Origin of the sequence: Pseudoduganella lurida, from assembly GCF_007830455.1 — a bacterium.
Lineage (GTDB): Bacteria > Pseudomonadota > Gammaproteobacteria > Burkholderiales > Burkholderiaceae_D > Rugamonas > Rugamonas lurida.
This window is the reverse complement of the sequence record NZ_VLLB01000003.1, coordinates 627,834-650,426: the sequence shown is the minus strand read 5'-3', so window position 1 is coordinate 650,426 and position 22,593 is coordinate 627,834. Positions and strand designations below refer to the sequence as shown.

24 protein-coding genes are annotated in these 22,593 nt (G+C 65.1%); 8 read left to right on the top strand and 16 right to left on the bottom strand.

Features of this window, described 5'->3' with window-relative positions:
- The first annotated feature begins 4 nt into the window (after positions 1-4).
- On the top strand, positions 5-481 hold the full coding sequence (locus IP91_RS12365) for a GNAT family N-acetyltransferase (RefSeq protein WP_145649244.1): 477 nt from the start codon (positions 5-7) through the stop codon (positions 479-481).
- A 320-nt stretch (positions 482-801) separates the two neighbouring features.
- On the opposite strand, the gene IP91_RS12360 is transcribed toward IP91_RS12365, so the two are convergent.
- Positions 802-1,701 (bottom strand): DMT family transporter, encoded by a 900-nt coding sequence (locus IP91_RS12360; protein ID WP_145649243.1) that lies wholly within the window; start codon positions 1,699-1,701, stop codon positions 802-804.
- A gap of 135 nt (positions 1,702-1,836) precedes the next feature.
- Between IP91_RS12360 and IP91_RS12355 the strand changes: the two genes are divergently transcribed.
- The 3 genes from IP91_RS12355 to panC are packed head-to-tail and all read left to right on the top strand — an operon-like array spanning position 1,837 to position 3,782.
- A complete protein-coding gene (locus tag IP91_RS12355; protein WP_199754578.1) occupies positions 1,837-2,049 on the top strand; it encodes a DUF3460 family protein in 213 nt (70 codons plus the stop codon).
- Between the two features lie 14 nt (positions 2,050-2,063).
- Positions 2,064-2,927 (top strand): segregation and condensation protein A, encoded by an 864-nt coding sequence (locus IP91_RS12350; protein ID WP_145649242.1) that lies wholly within the window; start codon positions 2,064-2,066, stop codon positions 2,925-2,927.
- A gap of 15 nt (positions 2,928-2,942) precedes the next feature.
- Positions 2,943-3,782: a pantoate--beta-alanine ligase gene (panC, locus tag IP91_RS12345; protein ID WP_145649241.1), complete on the top strand. Its 840-nt coding sequence runs from the start codon at positions 2,943-2,945 to the stop codon at positions 3,780-3,782.
- A gap of 179 nt (positions 3,783-3,961) precedes the next feature.
- On the opposite strand, the gene IP91_RS12340 is transcribed toward panC, so the two are convergent.
- The 15 genes from IP91_RS12340 to flhD all read right to left on the bottom strand — a co-directional run bounded on the left by IP91_RS12340 (position 3,962) and on the right by flhD (position 16,856).
- Positions 3,962-5,167 (bottom strand): EAL and HDOD domain-containing protein, encoded by a 1,206-nt coding sequence (locus IP91_RS12340; RefSeq protein WP_145649240.1) that lies wholly within the window; start codon positions 5,165-5,167, stop codon positions 3,962-3,964.
- A 104-nt stretch (positions 5,168-5,271) separates the two neighbouring features.
- Positions 5,272-5,880: a protein phosphatase CheZ gene (gene cheZ / locus IP91_RS12335; RefSeq protein ID WP_229474342.1), complete on the bottom strand. Its 609-nt coding sequence runs from the start codon at positions 5,878-5,880 to the stop codon at positions 5,272-5,274.
- An 81-nt stretch (positions 5,881-5,961) separates the two neighbouring features.
- Positions 5,962-6,351 carry a chemotaxis response regulator CheY gene (gene cheY / locus IP91_RS12330; protein WP_131430176.1) on the bottom strand — a complete coding sequence of 130 codons (390 nt, stop codon included), beginning with the start codon at positions 6,349-6,351 and terminating at the stop codon, positions 5,962-5,964.
- A gap of 151 nt (positions 6,352-6,502) precedes the next feature.
- On the bottom strand, positions 6,503-7,573 hold the full coding sequence (locus IP91_RS12325; protein WP_145649238.1) for a protein-glutamate methylesterase/protein-glutamine glutaminase: 1,071 nt from the start codon (positions 7,571-7,573) through the stop codon (positions 6,503-6,505).
- A gap of 29 nt (positions 7,574-7,602) precedes the next feature.
- Positions 7,603-8,199, bottom strand: a complete 597-nt coding sequence (gene cheD / locus IP91_RS12320; RefSeq protein WP_145649237.1) for a chemoreceptor glutamine deamidase CheD — start codon at positions 8,197-8,199, stop codon at positions 7,603-7,605.
- A gap of 101 nt (positions 8,200-8,300) precedes the next feature.
- On the bottom strand, positions 8,301-9,170 hold the full coding sequence (locus tag IP91_RS12315; protein ID WP_145649236.1) for a CheR family methyltransferase: 870 nt from the start codon (positions 9,168-9,170) through the stop codon (positions 8,301-8,303).
- Positions 9,171-9,357: 187 nt separating this feature from the next.
- Positions 9,358-9,840: a chemotaxis protein CheW gene (locus IP91_RS12310; protein WP_145649235.1), complete on the bottom strand. Its 483-nt coding sequence runs from the start codon at positions 9,838-9,840 to the stop codon at positions 9,358-9,360.
- Positions 9,841-9,889: 49 nt separating this feature from the next.
- Complete coding sequence (gene cheA / locus IP91_RS12305; RefSeq protein WP_145649234.1) at positions 9,890-12,115, bottom strand: chemotaxis protein CheA; 2,226 nt, start codon at positions 12,113-12,115, stop codon at positions 9,890-9,892.
- Positions 12,116-12,149: 34 nt separating this feature from the next.
- Complete coding sequence (locus tag IP91_RS12300) at positions 12,150-12,515, bottom strand: response regulator (protein WP_145649233.1); 366 nt, start codon at positions 12,513-12,515, stop codon at positions 12,150-12,152.
- A 92-nt stretch (positions 12,516-12,607) separates the two neighbouring features.
- Positions 12,608-13,156, bottom strand: coding sequence for a chemotaxis protein (locus IP91_RS12295; protein ID WP_145649232.1), 549 nt, complete (start codon positions 13,154-13,156; stop codon positions 12,608-12,610).
- Between the two features lie 53 nt (positions 13,157-13,209).
- On the bottom strand, positions 13,210-14,160 hold the full coding sequence (gene motB / locus IP91_RS12290) for a flagellar motor protein MotB (protein WP_145649331.1): 951 nt from the start codon (positions 14,158-14,160) through the stop codon (positions 13,210-13,212).
- 24 nt (positions 14,161-14,184) lie between these two features.
- A complete protein-coding gene (gene motA / locus IP91_RS12285) occupies positions 14,185-15,045 on the bottom strand; it encodes a flagellar motor stator protein MotA (protein WP_145649231.1) in 861 nt (286 codons plus the stop codon).
- Between the two features lie 90 nt (positions 15,046-15,135).
- Positions 15,136-15,900: an SAM-dependent methyltransferase gene (locus IP91_RS12280; RefSeq protein WP_229474314.1), complete on the bottom strand. Its 765-nt coding sequence runs from the start codon at positions 15,898-15,900 to the stop codon at positions 15,136-15,138.
- Positions 15,901-15,952: 52 nt separating this feature from the next.
- Positions 15,953-16,507, bottom strand: coding sequence for a flagellar transcriptional regulator FlhC (flhC, locus tag IP91_RS12275; RefSeq protein ID WP_145649229.1), 555 nt, complete (start codon positions 16,505-16,507; stop codon positions 15,953-15,955).
- A 31-nt stretch (positions 16,508-16,538) separates the two neighbouring features.
- Positions 16,539-16,856, bottom strand: coding sequence for a flagellar transcriptional regulator FlhD (gene flhD / locus IP91_RS12270; protein ID WP_145649228.1), 318 nt, complete (start codon positions 16,854-16,856; stop codon positions 16,539-16,541).
- 620 nt (positions 16,857-17,476) lie between these two features.
- Here flhD and kynU point away from each other — a divergent pair.
- The 4 genes from kynU to IP91_RS12250 all read left to right on the top strand — a co-directional run bounded on the left by kynU (position 17,477) and on the right by IP91_RS12250 (position 22,590).
- A complete protein-coding gene (gene kynU / locus IP91_RS12265) occupies positions 17,477-18,730 on the top strand; it encodes a kynureninase (protein WP_145649227.1) in 1,254 nt (417 codons plus the stop codon).
- 7 nt (positions 18,731-18,737) lie between these two features.
- Positions 18,738-19,574, top strand: coding sequence for a tryptophan 2,3-dioxygenase (kynA, locus tag IP91_RS12260; RefSeq protein WP_145649226.1), 837 nt, complete (start codon positions 18,738-18,740; stop codon positions 19,572-19,574).
- A gap of 20 nt (positions 19,575-19,594) precedes the next feature.
- On the top strand, positions 19,595-20,257 hold the full coding sequence (locus tag IP91_RS12255) for a ribonuclease T2 family protein (RefSeq protein ID WP_145649225.1): 663 nt from the start codon (positions 19,595-19,597) through the stop codon (positions 20,255-20,257).
- Positions 20,258-20,337: 80 nt separating this feature from the next.
- Positions 20,338-22,590 (top strand): ATP-binding protein, encoded by a 2,253-nt coding sequence (locus IP91_RS12250; protein WP_145649224.1) that lies wholly within the window; start codon positions 20,338-20,340, stop codon positions 22,588-22,590.
- The last annotated feature ends 3 nt before the right edge of the window (positions 22,591-22,593 follow it).

The window sequence follows — 22,593 nt, the reverse complement described above, 5'->3', positions numbered from 1 at the left end:
CACGATGACATTCGTCGTCCGGCCTGCCGATCACGAGGATGCGCCCATCATTGCCGGCCTCACGCGTCATGCGTGGGCCGGCAAGGTGAGCGTCACCTCCAGCGGCCACCGCGAAACCGCCGTCCTCGTCGCAGAACATCTGCGGCAGGGCGGCGGTTTTATTTTGGCAAAAGAAAACGAGCCGATCGGTTCGGTGCGCTGGCTGCCCCACGATACCGAACCGGACTGCTGGGAGATACTGCGGATGGGCGTCCTGCCGGCCTATCGCGGCAATAACCTGTCGCAGCATCTGCTGGAAGCGGTCATTCACCACGGTATTGAAAGCGGCGTCGGGGAATTAAGGCTGGCGGTGCGCAGCGACCAGCCGAAACTGGTCGACTTTTATTCGGCCTACGAATTCGAACTGGCCGGGGAACTGGAATACTCGCACGCCAATCCCCTCGAGCCGGCACCGCTCGTCATGCGCCGCACGCTGCGCTGAAGGTTGCCAAACCGCCCATGAAGCGGGATTTTTGTGCCCGATTCACGCCAGAGACTGGCACGTTCCTGTCACGATCTGGCGCGCTCGGCCTCGAAACATGTCCGCTTGCTAAGTTGGCTGAGCCTGTTCTGCAATGGGCTTGGGCGGCTTCGGCGGTGTCGACTGGTCGCATGCCGATAACAGAAAGGCTGCAATCAGGGATGCCGCGGCAAGCGCCGATAATCGGGTATGCATGATGCCTCCGGCAGTGGGATGCGTCGAGAATAACAGAAAGATAATGCGCGAAGCACACGGCAATGCGCAGCCAGTGCAGGCAGAATTCAGCGCCGCGAAGAAACGATAATCCCGGCAACGACCAGCAGGAATGCCGCGCCATGGTAAATGTGGGGCGCCTCGCCGAGAAATGCCGACGACATCAATGCGGCAAACAACGGCGTCAGATTGCTGAAGAATGCGGCAATGGCCGGCCCGGCTTTCTGCACGCCTTCTCCCCAGCAGCGGAACGCGATGATGGCGGGACCGACCGCGACGAAGGCCAGCGCGGCAAGCAGCGTGCCGTTCCAGCGGATGACGGGAGCGCCGATCGCCCACTCCCCGGCCGCGAAGGCGCCGGACCAGACGACGCCAAAACCCACCTGCGCGACCAGGAAGGCGGCCCAGTGGGCGCGCAGCGTGGCCGGCTCGGGCGTACGCGTCAGCAGCCAGCTGTACAGCGACCAGGCGATCGTGGCCAGGATCATGAACAGGTCGCCGGCCACCAGGCGCAGTTCCAGCAGGTGGGCCCACTCGCCGCGCGCCAGCACCACCAGCACCCCGGCGATCGACAGCACGGCGCCCAGCACCTGCCTGCGCGACACGTTGGCGCCGAAGAACAGCCAGCCCGTGGCCATCATCCACACGGGCATGCCGGCCGCCACCAGCGTGACATTGATCGGCGTGCTGCTCTGGAGCGCCAGGTATTGCAATGCGTTGTAGAGGCCGACGCCGAGGAGGCCCAGGAGCGCATAGCGACGCCAGTACGGCCAGAGCGGGCTGTCGGCGCGGAATACGGGGCCGCCCAGCGGCAGCAGTAGCAGCAGCGCCAGGAACCAGCGCAGGAAATTGAGCGTCAGCGGCGGCACCAGCTCGTGGACGAGGCGGCCGACGATCGCATTGCCGGCCCACAGCAGCGGTGCGATGGTCAGCAGGAGGGCGGTGCGGGCGGAGAGTCGGGAATTCATTGCAATAAAGAATACCCGATCCGGCCGGGGAGCTGGCAGCGCCGTCGCCCGCGGTCAACGCGCCCGGCCGTAAAATTCCCTTCGGCATGGCGCGGCGCGGTAGAATACGCGCTGCATTTCACCTTCCAAGACGATATGAAACTCCTGTTCAAACAACACCGCATGTACGAGTCCGAGCACACCCAGTTCATCAAGGATCTGAAGGCAAAGAATCCCGGCATCGAAGCGAGCCAGCAGCAGGGCCGCTCCCTGCTGTGGGACAAGGCGCCCACGTCGCTGGACGAGCAGTCGCGCCAGAGCGAATCGCGCATCGCCCAGCAGGCTTACGTCTACCAGAGCAAGTCCTAACCGGAAAGGCACGCATGCTGCCACAGGACGTGGCGGATGACGCCACGGAAGCGCCGGCGGCCGCGGTTGCCGATGCCCCGGACAGCGTCGTGGCCGACGGCGCCGCGCCGGCACGCCTGTACGGCGAACCGCTGCTGAAACTGCCGGCCGACCTGTACATTCCGCCCGATGCGCTGGAGATCTTCCTCGACGCCTTCGAAGGTCCGCTGGACCTGCTGCTGTACCTGATCCGCCGCCAGAACTTCAATATCCTGGACATTCCCATGGCCCAGGTGACGCTGCAGTACCTGCAATATGTCGAGCAGATCCGCCTGTCGAACCTGGAACTGGCGGCGGAATACCTGCTGATGGCGGCGATGCTCATCGAGATCAAGTCGCGCATGCTGCTGCCGCAGCGGCCGCACGATATCGAGCTGGAACCGGAGGATCCCCGCGCGGAACTGGTGCGCCGCCTGCTCGAATACGAGCAGATCAAGCTGGCCGCCTACGACCTGAACGCGGTGCCGCAACTGGACCGCGATTTCGTCAGCACGCAGGTGTTCATCGAGCAGAGCCTGGTGCCCGTGTGGCCGCACGTGAATGCCCTCGACCTGCAGGAAGCCTGGCGGGGCCTGCTCAAACGCGCCACGCTCAAGCAGCACCACCGCATTTCGCGCGAGGAGCTGTCGGTGCGCGAGCACATGACGGCCATCCTGCGCCGCCTGCAGTCGCAGCGCTTCGTGGAATTCGCCGACCTGTTCGATGCGGACGGCGGCGTGCCCGTTATTGTGGTCAACTTCGTCGCCATGCTGGAACTGGCGAAGGAAACCCTGATTGAAATTACCCAGGCCGAGCCGTTTGCGCCCATCTATGTGCGCCTGGCCTACTCCCCGGCCTGAACCCAGAAAAAAACCATGAAAATCATCTCCTCCATCGAAGAACTGCGCGACCAGCTCTCCGGCCAGCTGCGCACCGCCTTCGTCCCCACGATGGGCAACCTGCACGAAGGCCACCTGTCGCTGATGCGCCTGGCGCGCCGGCATGGCGACCCCGTCGTCGCCTCGATCTTCGTCAACCGCCTGCAGTTCGGCCCGAACGAAGACTTCGACAAGTACCCGCGCACCTTCCAGGCCGACGTGGAAAAGCTGGAAAAGGAAGGCGTCTACGTGCTGTTCGCGCCGACCGAGAAGGACCTGTATCCGGAACCGCAGGAATACCGCGTGCAGCCGCCTGACGGCCTGGGCAACATCCTGGAAGGCGAGTTCCGCCCCGGCTTCTTCAACGGCGTGTGTACGGTGGTGACCAAGCTGTTCTCGTGCGTGCAGCCGCGCGTGGCCGTGTTCGGCAAGAAGGATTACCAGCAGCTGATGATCGTGCGGAACATGGCGCGCCAGTTCGCGCTGCCCACGGAGATCATCGGCGCCGAAACGTTCCGCGCCGAGGATGGCCTGGCGCTGTCGTCGCGCAATATGTACCTGTCCCCGGCCGAGCGCGCCGAAGCGCCGGCGCTGTACGCGGCCCTGAACGCCGTCGCCACCGAGGTGCGGGCGGGCCACCTGGACGTCTTCCAGCTGGAACACAAGGCCATGGACGGCCTGGCCGCGCGCGGCTGGCAGCCGGACTACGTGAGCATCCGCAAGCGCATCGACCTGCAGCCGCCCAATGCCGGCGACCTGGCCCAGGGCGCCCCGCTGGTCGTGCTCGCCGCCGCCAAGCTGGGCACCACGCGGCTGATCGACAACCTCGAAATCTGACCACTACTGCCGAGCTCGTGTCACCTGCTGGGGTCAGGCGTAGTGACACGAGCTCGGCACTAAGCGGGGCCGCGTGTGGCCCTCCCTCGTACCTATCGCGGAAATGGTGCCTACTGATGAGTGCGTGTCACTACGCCTGACCCCATGGGGTGACACGAGCTCGGCAGTGGTGGCGGTGATCAGGCGGTGACGGCCTGGGTCCAGGCCAGCGCGGAGAGGTGCGCCTTGTTGACTTCTTCGGGGGACAGCTGCAGCGAGGCGGCCAGCGCGGCGACGAGGTCGGAGTTCAGCTCGCACGCTTCGGCAAGCGCGAGGTAGGGGCCGTACTTGCCGCCGCGGTTGAGCAGTGCGGCGGCGATATCGGCGGACAGCGGCATCGTCTCGAGCACTTCCCCCATCGGGATGCCCAGCAGGCGGTCGAGCAGCGAGAACATGCCGGCGACGAAGATGTTTTCCGCTTCGGCGCGGCCCAGTGAGGTACCGAGCAGTTCGGCCAGGCGGCCCCGCACCACGGCCGTCTCCAGCAGCACGGGCGAATAGCCGCTCGTGCTGGCGGTGGCGAGCAGCAGCGTCAGCCAGCGGTACAGGGGCTGGTAGCCCAGCAGCGTGATGGCCTGCTTCAGGGACTGGATCTCGCGGCCGGCGCCGAAGCCGGCCGAATTGATGTAGCGGAGCAGCTTGTACGACAGCGCCGCATCGCGTTTGAGCACGCTCTCCAGCTTCGGCACGTCGGCATTCTCGCGCACCATCTGCATCAGCTGCAGGATCGCCGCCTGTGCCGGATTCAGGCCCTTCGATTCGGAACCGGGCCGCGGCGTGAGGTGCAGCTTGCCGACGAAGGCGTCGATGCCCAGCGCGGCGCAGATATCGTAGTCTTCCCAGGTCGTCACGGGCCGGCCCACCATGCGCACCGACGACTGCTTCAGCGCCGCATAGGTGCGCGCCTGGTCGGCCACGTTGGCGCCGGAGAAGCGCACTTCCACATACGAGGCAATCGAGGGCAGCCGGTTGCCCACGCGCGTCAGGTCGCAATTGCGCAGCAGGATGCCGACGTCGCCCGCGCGCAGCGCCCGCACGGCGGCCAGCGTGTCCGGATTGGCCAGCTCGCTGGTGCGGATCGACAGCACCGTGTGCTGCGGCGGCAGGCAGTGCAGCGCGTCCGTCGACAGCATGGCCGGCACGGCCTGCAGGAACAGCGTCTTGTCGCGCAGCAGCCAGCCCCGCTCGGCGTCGCACACCTGGTCCGCCACGAAGCTGACGAGGCCTTCCAGCCCGGCCTGCGCCGGCGGCGTGTCGGCCGGGTGCTGCCAGCACAGCTCGTAGCCCACCACCCGCTGTTGCGGATCGAGCAGCGGCTCGCGGACGAGGAAATGGGTCTGGTGCATAGTGAAATGAACGGGCGGGCGCGCGGCCCGCCCAGGTCGTCAGCTCGGGTTCGTGAATGTCAGGGTCGCCAGGCCCGCAGCATGCAGGCCCGGCCAGTAATGCATCAGAAGCCGAGGCTGTCGAGCAGGTCGTCGACCTGGCCCTGGTCGGCCACGACACCGTCCTTGCTCTTGTCGATCTGCGGACCGTTCAGCAGGCCCGTATCGAGGTCCTTCTTCAGTTCCTCGGGCGCGAAGTCGACCAGCGTCTGCACCAGCTGCTTCTCGAGGTTCTGGGCGATGCCCGTGACGCGCTTGATCACCTGGCCCGTGAGGTCCTGGAAATCCTGCGCCATCATGATGTCCATCAGGTGGCCCTTGGTGGCCGTGGTGGCGGCCGTGGTGCTGGCCAGCGCCGCGATCGTGCGTTGCGCCAGCGCGCGCCAGTCCGCCTCGCCGCCCTGCCCGTCCAGCAGCGCCTGCCAGGAACCCGTCAGCTCCTTTGCATCGCTGGCGATGCTGTCCTGCAGTGGGCCGGCCTCGTCCGTGGCATTGAGCACCTTCTGCGCCGCGTTTTCGCTCAGGCGCGCCACGTAGTCGAGACGGTCGCGGGCATCCGGGATGTCCTCGGCGGCCTTTTCGATCAGCTTGTCCAGGCCCAGGCCGCGCAGGTTCTCGTGCAGCGCGCGCGTCATGTGGCCGATACGGGACAGGAACTCGTCGTGCTGTTCCATGCCGCCGGCGGCGGACGACCCCGCCGCGTGTTCTACCTCGGCCGGCGCCAGGTGGGCGCCGCCTGCATCATCGGCCATCGGTCAGGCTCCGAGCTTTTCAAAGATCTTGTTCAGCTTCTCGTCCAGCGTGGCGGCCGTGAACGGTTTCACGACGTAGCCGTTGGCGCCGGCCTGGGCAGCCGCGATGATGTTTTCCTTCTTCGCTTCGGCCGTCACCATCAGCACCGGCAGCTTGGCCAGTGCCGGATCGGCACGAATGTTCTGCAGCATCGTCAGGCCGTCCATGTTCGGCATGTTCCAGTCGGACACGACGAAGTCGAACGATTCCGAACGCAGCTTGGCCAGCGCCATCACGCCGTCTTCGGCTTCGTCCACGTTGGCATAACCCAGTTCTTTCAACAGATTCCGGACGATGCGGCGCATCGTCGAGAAGTCGTCAACAACTAAAAATTTCATCTTTGGATCAGCCATGAATTGCTCCGTTGATTCTTTACGCGGTTATAAATATTAGTGTGTGCTACCAGCCTCTGCACCAGCAGTGAAGGATAGCATCTTAGTTGTCCGTAGGGAATGAAATCACTTTCACCGTGTTAAAAACGCTGGCAAAAAACGTCACTCCGTATCAAACACGCAAAGCGCGCATGCCGTGCTGGGCCAGATAACCCAGCACCATGCCCGGCAACGCCCCCAGCGCGCCCACTTCGTGCGTGGCACCGACGGCGATCGCTTCGCGCGGCATGCCGAACACGACGCAGCTGGCTTCGTCCTGGGCAAAATTATACGCGCCAGCTGCCTTCATCTCCAGCATGCCCGCCGCGCCATCCTTGCCCATTCCGGTCAGGATAACCCCAACCGCGTTCTTGCCCGCGTTCTGTGCGGCGGAACGGAACAGCACGTCCACGGACGGGCGGTGCCGGTTCACCGGTTCGCCGCCATCGAGCTTCGTCATGTAGTTCGCGCCGGAGCGCGCCAGCAGCAGGTGCGAGTGGCCCGGCGCGATGTAGGCATGGCCCGGCAGGATGCGCTCGTTGCCCTGCGCCTCCTGCACCGAGATCCTGCACAGCGAATCGAGCCGCTTGGCGAACGAGCGGGTAAAGCCTTCCGGCATGTGCTGCGTGATCAGGATGCCCGGGCAGTCGGACGGCATCTGCACCAGGAATTCGCGGATCGCTTCGGTACCGCCGGTCGAGGCGCCGACGATGATCAGTTTTTCGGACGACATCAGCGGGTTGCGTAATTGTGGCAGGGGCGCGGCGCCCTCGGCGCCCGCTTGCGGCAGGGTGCGGGCGCGGATGCGCGCCTTCGCTGCGGCACGGATTTTATCGGCGATCAGCTCGGTGTACTCGCGCATGCCGGTCTGGATCGAGATCTTCGGCTTGGTGACGAAATCGACGGCGCCCAGCTCCAGCGCGCGCATGGTGATCTCGGAGCCGCGCTCGGTCAGCGACGACACCATCACCACCGGCATGGGCCGCAGCCGCATCAGCTTTTCCAGGAAGTCGAGGCCGTCCATTTTCGGCATCTCCACGTCCAGCGTCAGCACGTGCGGGTTGGTCTGCTTGATCAGCTCGCGCGCGACGAGCGGATCGGGCGCCGTGCCGACCACTTCCATGTCGGGCTGGCTGTTGACGATTTCCGTCATCACGCTGCGGATCAGCGCGGAATCGTCGACGATTAACACCTTGATAGTCATGAATGCCTCATTGGAAAACGGCGCAACGGTCAGAACAGCTCGATCTCGCCGGCCACCGGCTTGGCCTTCAGGCGGCTCGCGTATTCGATCTCGCGCTTGGCCAGCGTGTCGTTATGCGACTGCATCAGCTTCTTCACCAGCACCCGGCCGGTGCGCGGGAAGAAATACACCTTGCGGGGATATACGTCGTTCAGGTCTTCCGCGGCGATGCGGATGCGCTCGTTGCGCAGGAACTGCTGCACGAAGGCGGCGTTGCGTTCGCCCACGTTCATCGCCGTGAATCCCTTCAGCACGGCGCCGCCGCCGAACACCTTGGCTTCCAGGTTGTCGCGCCGCGCACCGTTCTTGAGCAGGCTGTTAATCAGCACTTCCATCGCATACGTGCCGTAGCGGGCGGACGCGGACACCGGACTGCCGTCGCTGCCGCTGTCGGGCAGCATGAAGTGGTTCATGCCGCCCAGGCCCGTCACGCGGTCGCGGATGCAGGCCGACACGCAGGAGCCCAGCACGGTCACGATCAGCATGTCCTTGTTGGTGAAATAGTATTCGCCCGGCAGGATCTTCGCCGCGTCGCAGTCGAAGGTCCTGTCGTAATACACATTGGTGGCGAGGTGGTCGGTGTCCATGCTGTCTTTCGTGATGCCGGTTTCGGGCAAGCCCCTTCGGTTCAAGCCGCTTCGGGTCTAGTCCGTTCAGGTCCAGCCCGTTCAGGTCAGGCCCATTCGGGTCAGGCCCTTTTCTGCATGCCCTGCTGCACACTGCGTGCCTTGTCTTCCAGCTCGTACACCGTCTTGCCGCGCAGCTTCAGCGCATCGGACACGTACAGGAAATTCTCGGAATGGCCGGCAAACAGCAGGCCGTCCGGCTTCATCAGCGGCACGAAGCGCGACAGGATCTTGCGCTGCGTGGGCTTGTCGAAATAGATCATCACGTTGCGGCAGAAGATCACGTCGAACTGGCCGCGGATGTCCCACTGCTCGTCGAGCAGGTTAAGGGGCCGGTAGGTGATCAGCTGGCGCAGTTCCGGGCGGGCCCGCACCATGCCGGCCTTGTCGCCCTTCCCGCGCAGGAAGAAGCGGCGCTGCTGGTCGGCCGTCAGCTTCTCGATGCGGTCGATCGGGTAGATGCCGTTGGCGGCCGTGGCCAGCACATTCGTATCGATATCCGTGGCGATGATCTGCACCGGCGGCGTGAGCGTGTTGAATGCCTCGCAGACGGTGATCGCGATCGAGTACGGCTCTTCGCCGGTGGAACTGGCCGAGCACCAGATGGTCAGCTGCTCGCCCCGGTGTTTCTTGGCGTGTTCGGCCAGCAGCGGGAAGTGGTGCGCCTCGCGGAAGAACGACGTCAGGTTGGTCGTCAGCGCATTGGTGAACGACTCCCACTCGCCCGGCATCTTGCCCGCCTCGAGATCGTCGAGATACTTCGCGAACGACATGATGCCGGTCGCGCGCAGGCGCCGCGCCAGGCGGCTGTAGACCATCTCCTGCTTGCTGTCGGCCAGCGAGATGCCGGCCCGTTTGTAGATCAGAGCGCGCACGCGCTCGAAATCGCGGCCGTTGAACTCAAACTCCTTGACGGTGTCCCTGGACATCATGTGATCCGATCAGATTCTTCGTGCACCATCCCCGGATGGCGGCCGGTAACGCGGGCGGCGCCAGGCGCGGGGAGCGGCATGGCCGCCTTCCCGCATCGTGGATATTATCGCTCCGGCGCGCCATCCGGGTCGGACGGTTGCCGTGCAGTGCCACCGGTCCCTCCGGGCCCGGCGTCAGCCGCTACGCTCAGGCGGCGGCCTTGTCGATCAGGCCCATCTCCGGGCTGGACATCAGCTTGTCGATGTCCATCAGGATCAGCATGCGCTCTTCCACGGTGCCGAGACCGATCATGTACTCGTTCGAGAACACGGTGCCCATCTCCGGCGCCGGCTTGATCTGCTCGGGTTCCAGCGTGGTCACGTCGGACACGCTGTCGACCACCATGCCGACCACGCGGCCGCCGATGTTCAGGATGATCACCACGGTGAACTGGTCATACACCGGCTCGCCCAGGTTGAACTTGATGCGCATGTCCACCACCGGGATGATGATGCCGCGCAGGTTGATCACGCCCTTGATGAATTCCGGCGCGTTGGCGATGCGGGTCACCGCCTCGTAGCCGCGGATCTCCTGCACTTTCAGGATGTCGATGCCGTATTCTTCCTTGCCCAGGGTGAAGGCGAGGAACTCGTGGCCGGCGATGTCGGCCTGCTGGATTGCTTCTGCCATGTTGATTCCTTTGTTCTTTGAGATTCTTTGAAAATGGTGCTGGAGGCATTCAGCCCAGCGTGTTCGGCGTGGATTCTTCCACCAGCTGGCGCGAGGAGCGGATCAGCGCCGCCACGTCCAGGATCAGCGACACGCCGCCGTCGCCCAGGATGGTGGCGCCCGAGATGCCGGCCACCTTGCGGTAATTCGATTCCAGGTTCTTCACGACCACCTGCTGCTGCCCCACCAGTTCGTCGACGAACAGGCAGGCCTTCCTGCCTTCCGTTTCCAGGATGACGAGGATGCCTTCCCACGGTTCGCGGAAGCGCGGCTCGATCTCGAACATCTGGTACAGGGGAATCAGCGGCAGGTATTCGCCGCGCACCTTCACCACGCGCCCGCGGCCGGAGATGTCGCGCACCTCCTCCTGCGTCGGCTGCAGCGATTCGACCACGAAGCCGAGCGGCAGGATGTACACCTCCTCGCCGACCCGGATCGACATGCCGTCCAGGATCGCCAGCGTCAGCGGCAGCGAGATCGAGATCGTGGTGCCGAAGCCTTTCGCGGACCGGATGTCGACGGTGCCGCCCAGCGCCGTGATGTTGCGCTTGACGACATCCATGCCCACGCCGCGGCCCGACACGTCCGTCACCTGCTCGGCGGTCGAGAAGCCCGGCGCGAAGATCAGCTGCCACACTTCGCTGTCGGGCATCATGTCCGATACGGGCAGGCCGTTCTGCTTCGCCTTGGCCAGGATACGGTCGCGATTCAGGCCGCCACCGTCGTCCGACACCTCGATGATGATGTTGCCGCCCTGGTGGGTGGCGGACAGGAACAGCCGCCCCGCATCCGTCTTGCCGGCCGCGCGCCGTACTTCCGGCATCTCGATGCCATGGTCGATGCTGTTGCGCACCAGGTGCGTCAGCGGGTCGACGATGCGTTCGATCAGGCCCTTGTCCAGTTCCGTCGCCGCGCCGTTGGTGATGAAGTCGACCTTTTTACCGAGCTTGGTGGCCAGGTCGCGCACCATGCGCGGGAAGCGCGAGAACACGAAGTCCATCGGCATCATGCGGATCGACATCACCGCTTCCTGCAGGTCGCGCGTGTTGCGCGTCAACTGCCCTACGGAGGCCAGCAGCTTCTCGTGCAGCATCGGGTCCAGCACCTCGGCGCGCTGCTCGATCATCGCCTGCGTGATCACCAGCTCGCCCACCAGGTTGATCAGCTGGTCGACCTTCTCGATCGACACGCGGATCGACGAGGATTCGGCTCCCTGGGCCGCGGGCTTGTCGGCCTTCTCGGCATCCTTCTTCGCGGCCTTCTTGTCTTCCTCGATCTTCTCGGCGGCCTTCTCGGCGGGCGACGCGTCGCTGATGCCGGCCGCGGCACGGATCTGCTCCACCGGCTGGAAGAAGCCGTAGCCGCGCGCATCGTCGCCGGAAGCCTGGGCATTGGCGCGGATCTCGTCGAGCGGCTGGAAGAAGCCGTAGCCGTCGCCCGACTGGGCAGCCGCGCTTTCCGCAGGCGACAGCGGCTCGAAGAAACCGTAGCCCAGGTCCGCTTCGACCTTGCTGCGCTCGGCCCGCTCGCGCGCTTCCTGGTCCGGCGTCAGGGCCGGCAGGTCGGTGATCGTCATCGCGTCCGTGTCGAGCACGAACGAGCAGATGGCCACGATGTCGTCCAGGCTTTCATGGGTGGTGACGACCATCGCGTTGCGCTCGTTGTCGAGCGGCGTGACGACGACATGGGCCAGCAGGCCCAGCTCCGCGGCCAGCGCCGTCACTTCGCGGTGCGCCATGGCCGGCAGCTCCAGGCGATAGCGCCTGCCGCCGCTGTGGTCCACGGCCTGCGCTTCGCTGGCGGCGCCCTGGAACGCCGGCGCCATGTGGGCGATCGCATCCACGTGCACGTCCTGCGCCAGGTGCTGCAGCATCATGCGCACGTCGCCCACGGCATCCTGGTCCACGACCGTGCCGAGGCGGTGGCCATCGAGCTGCATCTTGAGCGCGTCCTTGGCCGCCAGGAAGGCGTCCACGTGCTCGCCGGTCAGCGCCATCTCGCCCTTGCGGATGCGGTCCAGCAGCGTTTCCAGGATGTGCGTGACCTCCGTCATGTCCGTCAGGCCGAACGTGCCCGCGCCGCCCTTCACCGAGTGGGCGGTGCGGAAGATGGCGTTCAGGTCCTCGTCCGTCGGCGCCGCCACATCGACAGCCAGCAGCAGCCGTTCCATTTCAGCCAGCAGCTCCTCGGCTTCATCGAAGAAGACCTGGAAGAACTGGCTAATGTCGATGGTCATGGCGCGACTCCGTCAAGTCCAGTGGCGCGCATGGTCAGCCGATGACCTTCTTGACGACCTCGATCAGGCGCTGCGGGTCGAACGGCTTGACCAGCCAGCCATTGGCACCGGCGGCGCGGCCCTTGGCCTTCATCTCGTCGGACGATTCGGTGGTCAGCATCAGGATCGGCGTCTTCGCGTACGTCGGCAGTTCGCGCAGGCTCTTGATCAGCTGCAGGCCATCCATCTTCGGCATGTTCTGGTCCGTCAGCACCAGGTCCACGGCCTGCTGGCGGGCCTTGTCCAGGCCATCCTGGCCGTCGACCGCTTCCACCACCTGGTAGCCGGCGGCCTTCAGGCTGAACGCCACCATCTGGCGCAGGGAGCTGGAATCGTCAACTGCAAGAATCGTTTTAGCCATGTCTAATCTCACTTATCTGCTTTGCTTGTATGGTCTTGGGTCACTGCGCTTCGTGCGCTGCGCGCCCACGGTTTTTTTTGGGAACGCGGCGTTCAGAACAGCTCGATGTCGCCGCTTTCCAGGTGCTTCTGGCTGACGGCCTTGCGCAGCACGTTGCGCAGTTCCAGGCTCTGGATGGCCAGCGCCATGCTGACCTTGCCCAGCAGCTCGACCATCTGTTCGCTGTCGCTGTCCGGGTCCATCTCCGCGCCATGGGCGCCCAGGGTGGCGAGGAACTCGCGCAGGCCCGTCACCCGTTTCAGCGTGCGGTCGATCAGCTGGCTCGTCATGTCCTGGAACTGCATGCTGGTGATCGCCGCATTCACGTACGTGCCCACCTGCCCGTTCATCGCGGCCAGGTTGGCCTTGTCCTCGGCGGACGGCGTGCCGCCATCGAGCAGCAGGCGGATGGTGGCCTGCTGCGCATCGACGGCTTCGTGGATCGCCATGAAATTGCGCGACAGCTTCTCGATCGCTTCCTCGAGCAGCAGGTTGGTTTGCAGCAGGTCCGTCTCCACTTCCGACAGGTGGCGCTTGCCGTGGTCCGACACACCGGACAGCAGGCGCTTCACGTGGGAGCCGAGGATTTTTTTTCTGTTCATGTGCGCGTTGACTCTTTTGAGCGTTGACTCTTTTCAGCGTTGACTCTGTACCGCTATCGGGCTGCTGCAGGAGCCGCCTCGGTCGCTGCGGCGGCGCCTTCCTGCACCACGCTCACGCCGCCGCCCACTTCGAGCTTGCCGGCGTCGCGCTGCAGGCCTTCTTCCGTCTTCTTGTTCATCACGATGATGCTGATGCGGCGGTTGATCGGGTTGAACGGATCCTTGCGGTCCAGGTTCACGGCCGAGCCCAGGCCCACCACGCGCATCACCTTCTCGTCCTGCATGCCGCCCTGCACCAGCGCGCGCCGCGAAGCATTGGCGCGGTCCGCCGACAGCTCCCAGTTGCTGTAGCCGGACTCGCTGTAGTACGGCGTCGAATCCGTGTGGCCGGACAGGCCGATCTTGTTCGGCACGTCGTTCAGGATCGGGCCGATCTCGCGCAGGATCTCGCGCGTGTACGGCGCCAGGTCCGACTTCGCGCTCGGGAACATCGGCCGGTTCTGCTCGTCCACGATCTGGATGCGCAGGCCCTCGCTGGTGAAGTCGAGCAGCAGCTGGTTCTTGAACTTCTGCAGCGCGGGACTGCTTTCGATCTTTGCCTGCAGCTTGTCCTTCAGGCCCTGCAGGCGCTCGCCTTCCTGCTTCTCCAGCACGGCCTTGGCCGCCGTCAGGTTGAAGGTCTTCTTCTTGACGTCGGGATCGTCGCCGCCCTTTACCTGGCCGTCCTTGCGGGTCAGGTCCTTGCCGCCGCCCTTGATGACGGAGGAGCTGTCGCCGCTGCCGGAACCGCCCGCCATCGCCACCTTCAGCGGCGTCTTGAAGAATTCCGAGATGCCGTTCAGGTCGCCCTTCGACGTGGAACCCAGCAGCCACATCAGCAGGAAGAACGCCATCATCGCCGTTACGAAGTCGGCATACGCGATTTTCCAGGCGCCGCCGTGGTGTCCGCCGCCGCCCTTCTTGATGCGCTTGACGATAATCGGCCGCAGGCCCTCATCTGCCATCATTAACTCCCGTCGGGCCCGTCATTACTTCGACTTGGCCTTCTTGATGTGTTCTTCCAGTTCCGCGAACGTGGGGCGCTCGGTCGAATACAGCACCTTGCGGCCGAACTCCACGGCCAGCGCCGGCGCGTAGCCGTTCAGGCTGGCGAGCAGCGTCACCTTCACGCACTGGAACATCTTGCTGGACTCTTCCAGCTTCTGTTCGAGCAGGCTCGACAATGGACCCACGAAGCCGTAGGCCAGCAGGATGCCGAGGAACGTGCCGACCAGCGCGTGCGCGATCAGCATGCCCAGCTCGGAAGGCGGCAGGCCCACCGATTCCATCGTGTGCACCACGCCCATCACGGCCGCGACGATACCGAACGCCGGCAGGCCGTCGCCCAGTTTCGCGATCACGTGGGCCGGCACGGCACCTTCGTGATGGTGGGTTTCCAGTTCGTTGTCCATCAGGTTCTCGATCTGGAAGGCGTCCATGTTCCCCGACACCATCAGGCGCAGGTAGTCCGTCATGAATTCCACGACGTGATGGTCCTCGAGCACCGACGGGTACTTCGAGAACAGGGGACTCTGTTCCGGCGTTTCGATATCCCCTTCGATCGACATCAGGCCTTCCTTGCGCACCTTGGACAGGATGTCGAACAGCAGCGACATCAGGTCCATGTACAGATCCTTGGTGTAGCGCGAGCCCTTCAGCAGCGAAGGGAGGGCGGCCAGGGTTGCCTTGATGGATTTGCCGTTATTGCCGACGAAGAAGGCGCCCACTGCGGCACCGCCAATCATCAGGAGTTCCAACGGCTGGAACAACGCTGCCAGGTGCCCGCCGGCCATCGCGAAACCGCCGAAGACGCTGGCACACACAACGACATAACCAATAATGACTAACAAGCCTGGGAGCTCCCCTTAAAAAACAAGTCGAATGATTTCCACAAGGAACTACAATAGCGTGAGAACGCCTCTCCGGCAAGCGAAAGGCCGCTAAAACACCCAAACATACACGGGGGGTGCGCCCTCTGTGGTATCTATGGTCTTGTCTGGTTTGAAAGGCGGGATTTGAAACTCGTAGCTCATTAACAAGCCCCCCGGTTTCATCTCCCGTTTTGCCTTGGCAAATAAGGCAACCATTACCGCCGGCGACAGGTACGCGAATACCACGTCATAATCGCCGAAGTGCAGTTTCTCATAATCGCCGCGAATGAACCGCGCGTTATTGGAAGTTAATCGTGCGCGCCATTTCGAATATAAATACGGCACCGGCGCCAGTTCGATACCGCTGCATTGCGCATCCGGCCGGGCCGCTGCCAGATGCATCGCGAACCCACCCAGGCCGCTGCCCACGTCGATGATCCGCAATCCCGCGCGCGCCGGCAACTGCGATTCCACCGCGCGCCAGACCGCCGGGTGCGACGGGTAATACGGTACCTGCGTGCGGAACGTGGACCAGTACCAGCCCAGCAGCACGAGAAACACGATCAGGAACAGCACCGGCGGCAGCCGCAGCGCCAGCGCGGCCAGCAGCGCCAGCGGGAACAGCAGCTGGATCACGCGCCACCACGGCGCCAGGCCGATCTTCCACGTCGCGAGCATGGCGATGGCGCCCTGCAGCAGCACGCCTTCCAGCAGCGTGAGGGGACGGCCGGCGCTGTCGAACAGCCAGGCGCAGCCCGCGGTCGGCAGCAGCGCGCCCGCCTGCACCAGCAGCGCGCGCACGGCCGGTAAACGCAAAAGCCGGGACGGCGTCAAGCGCCACCCCGGCTCTGCAGCCATAGACTGCAACGGAAAACGGATGGGGAGGTCACGCGGCCAGCGAGTCTTCTCGGGCCTTCTTGGTCTTGCCGGCCCGCGAAGGCATGTGGCACAGGCCGCAGTGGTAGTCGCCGTTCAGGTCCATGCCATTGACGACGAACTTGCCCTGGCACTTGCCGCAGGACTTCAGTTCCAGCATGCGGCTGCCGAAGAAGCGCACCAGCGTCCAGGCCCGCGTCAGCGACAGCAGCGGCTCTTCGCCCGGCGCCGGCGGCATCTGCTCGAGGTACAGCTGGTAGGCCTTCATCACGGCGTGGATGCCCGTGGCGCCGGCGTGCTGGACGAGGAAATCGTGGATATTGATGAACAGCGAAGCGTGGATGTTCGGCTGCCAGGTCAGGAACCAGTCGGTGGAGAACGGCAGCATGCCCTTCGGCGGCGACACGCCCTTCAGCTCCTTGTACAGCTTGAGCAGGCGCTCGCGCGACAGCGACACCTCCGACTCCAGCAGCTGCAGCCGCGCGCCCAGGTTGATCAGCTCGATCGCGAGCCCGATTTCCTGTGCTTCCGTGACCACGCTTTTCTTGATCGCTTCCTTGCTCATCTCTGCTCCCCGATATCTTGTCAGCGATCGCTCAGGCGATTTCTTCGACGCCCTGGCCGGCCATCAGGATGGCGGCGTGCGACTGGGCCAGCGAGCGGTCCTTGTTGTAATTCGTGAGCATCGACAGGATCGCGCCATCGTCGAAGCGGAAGCGGGCCAGCATCATGTTGCCGCCGGCAAGCTTCAGGATCTGGGCATTGCTCATCCCTTCGATCAGGTCGGCGATGTCCACCGACAGGCCCAGGCGGAAGATCGCCGTGGTCTTGTCGGCGCGAATCATCTGCTGGGCCAGCATCAGGTAGCTCAGGTTCGCGTCGCGAATCTCGGCCATCATGTCGTTTGCAGTCATTGTGTGCTCCTCAAAGCGTTTCCGTTGAGACACATTCTGCGATAGGGGCGTGAGCACGAGAAGAGGCAGCCGTCTGTATTTCGGGTAGGGAAATGGCGGCAGCACCCCGTAGGCGTTTGTCTGACAAGCGCATGGTGTGCGGGACGGCGCGCCAGTGCTGGCGCGGGTTTGCGGGCTTTTGAGATGGAAGCCGGAACCGGAAAAACCGGCAAGATGCCCTACAAAAAAACGGTCAAAACACGACTGGCGGGGACGGAAACGCTTGTCGGGGTGACGCTTTTTGGCGACATCTGAACAGGGTAACGGCGGCCGATTTGGAAACTTTAGGGTCCGCAGCAAAAAATTTTAACTTTTTTTCTGCCGTTCAAAGCCTTGAGGAGCTCGCCCTTTTGCATCCAATTCAACTTCCCTGCTGCAGGATGCAAATTTGCTACTGCATCCACCTGCTCGGCACCCTTTTCAGGGCATCTGGAATGGGTAACGGCAGCACGGCGCGGGACTTTAGGGTTTTTGAAAATTATTTTTGAAATTTTTTATGGTGCCAAAACGGCAATCCCGCGGCGAGGCACTGTTGCCTCCCGTGCTACACTGCGCCACTTCGCCACAAGCGACGAACACACATGAACCACCCTGTCCTCACGCGCGCCGATTGCCTGGCGCGCGATGCCGCCGATCCGCTGGCCGCCCTGCGCGAGCGCTTCGACCTCCCCGCCGGCACCATCTACCTCGACGGCAATTCGCTGGGTGCCCGTCCCAAGGCGGCCCTCGCCCGCGCCCAGCAGGTCATCGCCCAGGAGTGGGGGAAGGACCTGATCACCAGCTGGAACACGGCCGGCTGGTTCGAGATGCCGCGCCGCCTGGGCGACCGGCTCGCGCCGCTGCTCGGCGCGCACGCAGGAGAAGTCGTCGTCACCGACACCACCTCCGTGAATCTGTTCAAGGCACTGGCGGCCGCCCTCGCGCTGCAGGCGCCCCATGCCGAACGCAGGACGATCGTCACGGAGCGCAGCAACTTCCCCACCGATATCTATATGGCCGAAGGCCTGGCGGGATGGCTGCAGCGCGGCTATACAGTACGGCTGGTCGATACGCCGGAAGAAATCCCCGCCGTGCTGGGCCCCGACACCGCCGTGCTGATGCTCACCCACGTGAACTACCGTACCGGCCTGCAGCACGACATGGCGGCCCTCACCGCCCTAGCCCACCGCGCCGGCGCCGTGACGGTCTGGGACCTGGCCCACTCGGCCGGCGCCGTGCCGGTGGACCTGCACGAAGCCAATGCCGACTTTGCGGTGGGATGCACCTATAAATACCTGAACGGTGGTCCCGGCGCGCCGGCCTTCATCTGGGTGCCGCGCCGTCACCAGGCGACGTTCACGCAACCGCTGTCCGGCTGGTGGGGCCATGCCACGCCGTTCGCGATGGCGAGCAGCTTCACGGCGGGCGAAGGGATCGGACGCGCACTGTGCGGCACGCAGCCGGTCGTCTCGCTGGCCCTGGTCGAATGCGGGCTGGACGTGTTCGGCGCGACGGACATGCACGCCATCCGCACCAAGTCGCTGGCCCTGACGGACCTGTTCATCGCCCTCGTCGAAAGCCGCTGCGCCGGCCACCCGCTGGGCCTCGTCACGCCGCGCGAGCACCCGCGGCGCGGCAGCCACGTGAGCTTCACGCACCCGCACGGCTACGCGGTGATGCAGGCACTCATTGCGCGCGGCGTGATCGGCGACTACCGGGAGCCGGCCATCATGCGCTTCGGCTTCACGCCGCTCTATACCAGCTTCACGGAAGTGTGGGATGCGGTGGACGTGCTGAAGGGGATCCTGGACGAGGAAGCGTATGACGTGAACGCCGCGCGCGGCGCGGTGACGTGAGGATGCGATGACGGACGAAGACAAGAAGCAGTGGCATGGAGCGCAAATGGACTTTTCGAAGTCCATGAGCTATGGCGACTACCTGGGCCTGGACCGGATCCTGTCCGCCCAGCGCCCGCTCTCCCCCGCGCACGACGAGATGCTGTTCATCGTCCAGCACCAGACCACCGAACTGTGGATGAAGCTGATGCTGCACGAGCTGCATGCCGTGCGCGGCCACGTGCGCGCGGGCGACCTGCCGCCGGCCTTCAAGATGCTGGCGCGGGTGGCGCGCATCATGGACCAGCTGGTGCACGCCTGGGATGTGCTCGCCACGATGACGCCGCCCGAGTACACGGCGATCCGGCCCTATCTGGGCGCCTCGTCCGGCTTCCAGTCGCACCAGTACCGCGAGATCGAGTTCATCCTGGGGAACAAGAACGCCGCGCTGCTGTCTGTCCATGAGGCGGCGCCCGCGGCGCACGCGCTGCTGGCGGCGGCACTGCACGAACCGTCGCTGTATGACGAAGCCGTGCGCCTGCTGGCACGGGAAGGCTTCGCGATCGACGGGGCGCGGCTGGCGCCGGATGCAACGCTGCCGACCGTCGCGAACGACTCCGTCAAGGCCGCCTGGCTGGCCGTCTACCGCGACCCGGCGCATCACTGGGCGCTGTATGAACTGGCCGAAAAGCTGGTGGACCTGGAAACGGCGTTCCGCTTCTGGCGCTTCCGCCATGTGACGACGGTGGAACGCATCATCGGCTTCAAGACGGGCACGGGCGGCACGAGCGGCGCCAGCTACCTGCGCAAGATGCTGGACGTGGTGCTGTTCCCCGAACTGTTCGCGCTGCGTACCGAACTGTAATGATGACGACGAAGAAAACCATGAAGAACAAAGCCCTCCTGATGCTGGCGGCGGCGCTGCTGTGCGGCGCGGCCGAAGCCCGCAAGCCGAAGCATGACGACACGCCCGGCGTGTTCGACTACTACGCGCTGGCCCTGTCCTGGTCGCCGGCCTACTGCGCCACCAATGGCGGCCGCGATCCGAACCAGTGCGGCAGCGACCGCCGGCTCGGCTTCGTGCTGCACGGCCTGTGGCCGCAATACGAGAAAGGCTATCCGGACAGCTGCTCGCGCGAGCCGTTGCCGGCCGCGGCGCGCCGCAAGTACGAAGCGATCTATCCGTCGCCCAAGCTGATCGGCCACGAATGGTCCAAGCACGGCACCTGCTCCGGCCTGGCGCCGGACCAGTACCTGGCGCTGTCGGCCAGGCTGAAGGACGGCCTCGTCGTGCCGGCCGCCTACCGCACGCCGGAGCAGCCGGTGCGCGTCACCATCGCCCAGTTCAAGGAGGCCTTCCGGGCCGCCAATCCGCGCCTGGCCGAGGATGCCGTGGTGCCCTTCTGCACGGGTGCCGGCCGCTTCCTGCGCGAACTGCACGCCTGCTACCGCAAGGATGGCACCTCGCGCTCCTGCGCGCCCGAGGAAATCCGCCGTTCCGAGAAGAGCTGCGGCCAGTCGTCCTTCCTGCTGCAAAGCGTGCGCTGACCGGATGGACGGCGCGAAACAGCCACCGACAGGCCCCTGATTTTGCGCGCGGGCATGCATTTACCGGTAAAATCCTGTCCATGACACTAGCAAGCCCATCCCTGGACCTGACCAGCTGCGACCGCGAGCCGATCCGCACGCCGGGCAGCGTCCAGCCGCACGGCTGCGTGCTGGCCCTGGCGCCGGACGGCACCGTGGTGCAGGCGAGCGACAACCTGGCGCACCACCTGGGCGTGAGCGCGACGGCGGCGCTGGGCCGCACGCTGGCCGGTGTCGTCGGCGACGCGATCGCCGCGCAGCTCGAAGGCGAACTCGCGGGTGAACTGTCCAGTGTCGCCGGCCGCCCCAACTTCGCCGCCACGGTGCGCCTGAACGGCGGCTGCTTCGACGTGCTGGTGCACCGCTACGATGCGCTGCTGATGCTCGAATTCGAGGCCGTGCAGCGCACCGGCGTGGCTGACTTCCGTCACCTGTATCCGCTGGTGGGCGACTTCCTGCAGAAGCTGGGCGACGGCGACCCGGTCGAGAAGATGAGCGCCACGGCGGCGGCCGAAATCCGCGCCGTCACGGGCTTCAACCGCGTGCTGGTGTACCGCTTCGACGACGAAGGCCATGGCCACGTGCTGGCCGAAAGCGGCGATGGCGGCCTGCCCTCCTACCTGGGCCAGCGCTTTCCCGCCACGGACATTCCGAAGCAGGCGCGCGAGCTGTATGCGCTGAACCGCATCCGCCTGATCCACGACGCGAACTACACGCCGGCGCGCCTGGTGCCGCCGGAGAATCCGCTGACGGGCGCACTGAACGACCTGTCGTTCGCCGCGCTGCGCAGCGTCTCGCCGGTGCACCTGCAGTACATGCGCAACATGGGCACGATGGCGTCGATGTCCGTGTCGCTGATGGTGCAGGGCCGCCTGTGGGGGCTGATTTCCTGCCACAACGCGGCGGCCTGCCACATCACCTTCGACAAGCGCACCGCCTGCGAGCAGCTGGGCCAGATCCTGGCGCTGCGCATCGAGAGCCGCGAAATGGCCGACGAGCTGCAGTTCCGCCTCGAGGTGCGTCGCACGATGGTCGATGCGCTCGCCGGCCTCACGCAGGGCGCCGACTTCATCGAGAACATGGGCAATGTGTTCCCCCAGCTGCTGCACTTCGCCCGCGCCGGCGGCGTGGCCGTGGTGGTGGACGACCGCATCGTGGGCTTCGGCGAAACGCCGGGCGAGGCGCAGGTGCGTGCGCTGGTGGGCTGGCTGCAGGCCAATACGCACGACGACCTGTATCACACCGAGCAGCTGGCCGCCGACTACCCGCCCGCCTACGCGTTCCGCCAGGTGGCCAGTGGCCTGCTGGCGATGCCGATCTCGCGCATCCACCAGCACTACCTGCTGTGGTTCCGTCCCGAAGTCGTCTACACGATCGACTGGGCCGGCAAGCCGCGCGAGAAGGAGGGGGACATTCCGGCCGACGCACCGCGCGAACTGAGCCCCCGCACCAGCTTCGCTTCCTGGCGCGAGACCGTGCACGGCACGGCGCTGCCCTGGCACCCGGGCGAGCTGGAAATGGCGGTGGAATTCCGCACCGCGCTGCTGGGCATCGCGCTGGAACGCGCCGAGCAGATGGCCGAACTGGCCGATGAGCTGGGCCGCGCCAACAAGGAACTGGAAGCGTTCTCGTATTCCGTCTCGCACGACCTGCGCGCGCCGCTGCGGCACATCGCCGGCTTTGCCGACCTGCTGATGGAGGCGGCCGGCAACGACTCGCTGGAGAAGCGCCAGCGCTTCCTGAAGAACATCAAGGAATCGGCCCGCCTGGCCGGCAAGCTGGTCGACGACCTGCTCAGTTTTTCGCAGATGGGCCGCGCCTCGCTGCGGCCGGTGCACGTGGACATGAACGACCTGGTGCGCTCCTGCGTCGACAAGGTGAAGCTGGACGCCGGCGGCGGCCGGAACATCGTCTGGCACGTCGGCGAGCTGCCGGCGGTCACGGCCGATCCCACCTTCCTCCAGCTGGCCGTCATCAACCTGCTGTCGAACGCCGTGAAATTCACCGGCCAGAAGGACCCGGCGGAGATCCGCATCGAGGGCCGCCGGACCGACACGGAATCCGTGTTCAGCGTGGCGGACAACGGCACCGGCTTCAATATGGACTACGTGCACAAGCTGTTCGGCGTGTTCCAGCGCCTGCACCGCATGGAGGATTTCCAGGGCACCGGCATCGGCCTGGCCAATGTGCGCCGCATCGTCGAGCGCCATGGCGGCCGCGTGGCGGCGCAGGGCGCGCTGAACGAGGGAGCCACCTTCACCTTCACCATTCCAAACATCTTACCGAGTACCTAATCC

What these genes read in the sequence shown, in the direction of transcription:
- IP91_RS12365 (WP_145649244.1), top strand. Translation starts at nt 5, where the DNA reads ATGACATTCGTCGTCCGGCCTGCCGATCACGAGGATGCGCCCATCATT.
- IP91_RS12360 (WP_145649243.1), bottom strand. Translation starts at nt 1,701, where the DNA reads ATGAATTCCCGACTCTCCGCCCGCACCGCCCTCCTGCTGACCATCGCA.
- IP91_RS12355 (WP_199754578.1), top strand. Translation starts at nt 1,837, where the DNA reads ATGAAACTCCTGTTCAAACAACACCGCATGTACGAGTCCGAGCACACC.
- IP91_RS12350 (WP_145649242.1), top strand. Translation starts at nt 2,064, where the DNA reads ATGCTGCCACAGGACGTGGCGGATGACGCCACGGAAGCGCCGGCGGCC.
- panC (WP_145649241.1), top strand. Translation starts at nt 2,943, where the DNA reads ATGAAAATCATCTCCTCCATCGAAGAACTGCGCGACCAGCTCTCCGGC.
- IP91_RS12340 (WP_145649240.1), bottom strand. Translation starts at nt 5,167, where the DNA reads ATGCACCAGACCCATTTCCTCGTCCGCGAGCCGCTGCTCGATCCGCAA.
- cheZ (WP_229474342.1), bottom strand. Translation starts at nt 5,880, where the DNA reads ATGGAACAGCACGACGAGTTCCTGTCCCGTATCGGCCACATGACGCGC.
- cheY (WP_131430176.1), bottom strand. Translation starts at nt 6,351, where the DNA reads ATGGCTGATCCAAAGATGAAATTTTTAGTTGTTGACGACTTCTCGACG.
- IP91_RS12325 (WP_145649238.1), bottom strand. Translation starts at nt 7,573, where the DNA reads ATGACTATCAAGGTGTTAATCGTCGACGATTCCGCGCTGATCCGCAGC.
- cheD (WP_145649237.1), bottom strand. Translation starts at nt 8,199, where the DNA reads ATGGACACCGACCACCTCGCCACCAATGTGTATTACGACAGGACCTTC.
- IP91_RS12315 (WP_145649236.1), bottom strand. Translation starts at nt 9,170, where the DNA reads ATGATGTCCAGGGACACCGTCAAGGAGTTTGAGTTCAACGGCCGCGAT.
- IP91_RS12310 (WP_145649235.1), bottom strand. Translation starts at nt 9,840, where the DNA reads ATGGCAGAAGCAATCCAGCAGGCCGACATCGCCGGCCACGAGTTCCTC.
- cheA (WP_145649234.1), bottom strand. Translation starts at nt 12,115, where the DNA reads ATGACCATCGACATTAGCCAGTTCTTCCAGGTCTTCTTCGATGAAGCC.
- IP91_RS12300 (WP_145649233.1), bottom strand. Translation starts at nt 12,515, where the DNA reads ATGGCTAAAACGATTCTTGCAGTTGACGATTCCAGCTCCCTGCGCCAG.
- IP91_RS12295 (WP_145649232.1), bottom strand. Translation starts at nt 13,156, where the DNA reads ATGAACAGAAAAAAAATCCTCGGCTCCCACGTGAAGCGCCTGCTGTCC.
- motB (WP_145649331.1), bottom strand. Translation starts at nt 14,160, where the DNA reads ATGGCAGATGAGGGCCTGCGGCCGATTATCGTCAAGCGCATCAAGAAG.
- flhC (WP_145649229.1), bottom strand. Translation starts at nt 16,507, where the DNA reads ATGAGCAAGGAAGCGATCAAGAAAAGCGTGGTCACGGAAGCACAGGAA.
- flhD (WP_145649228.1), bottom strand. Translation starts at nt 16,856, where the DNA reads ATGACTGCAAACGACATGATGGCCGAGATTCGCGACGCGAACCTGAGC.
- kynU (WP_145649227.1), top strand. Translation starts at nt 17,477, where the DNA reads ATGAACCACCCTGTCCTCACGCGCGCCGATTGCCTGGCGCGCGATGCC.
- kynA (WP_145649226.1), top strand. Translation starts at nt 18,738, where the DNA reads ATGACGGACGAAGACAAGAAGCAGTGGCATGGAGCGCAAATGGACTTT.
- IP91_RS12255 (WP_145649225.1), top strand. Translation starts at nt 19,595, where the DNA reads ATGAAGAACAAAGCCCTCCTGATGCTGGCGGCGGCGCTGCTGTGCGGC.
- IP91_RS12250 (WP_145649224.1), top strand. Translation starts at nt 20,338, where the DNA reads ATGACACTAGCAAGCCCATCCCTGGACCTGACCAGCTGCGACCGCGAG.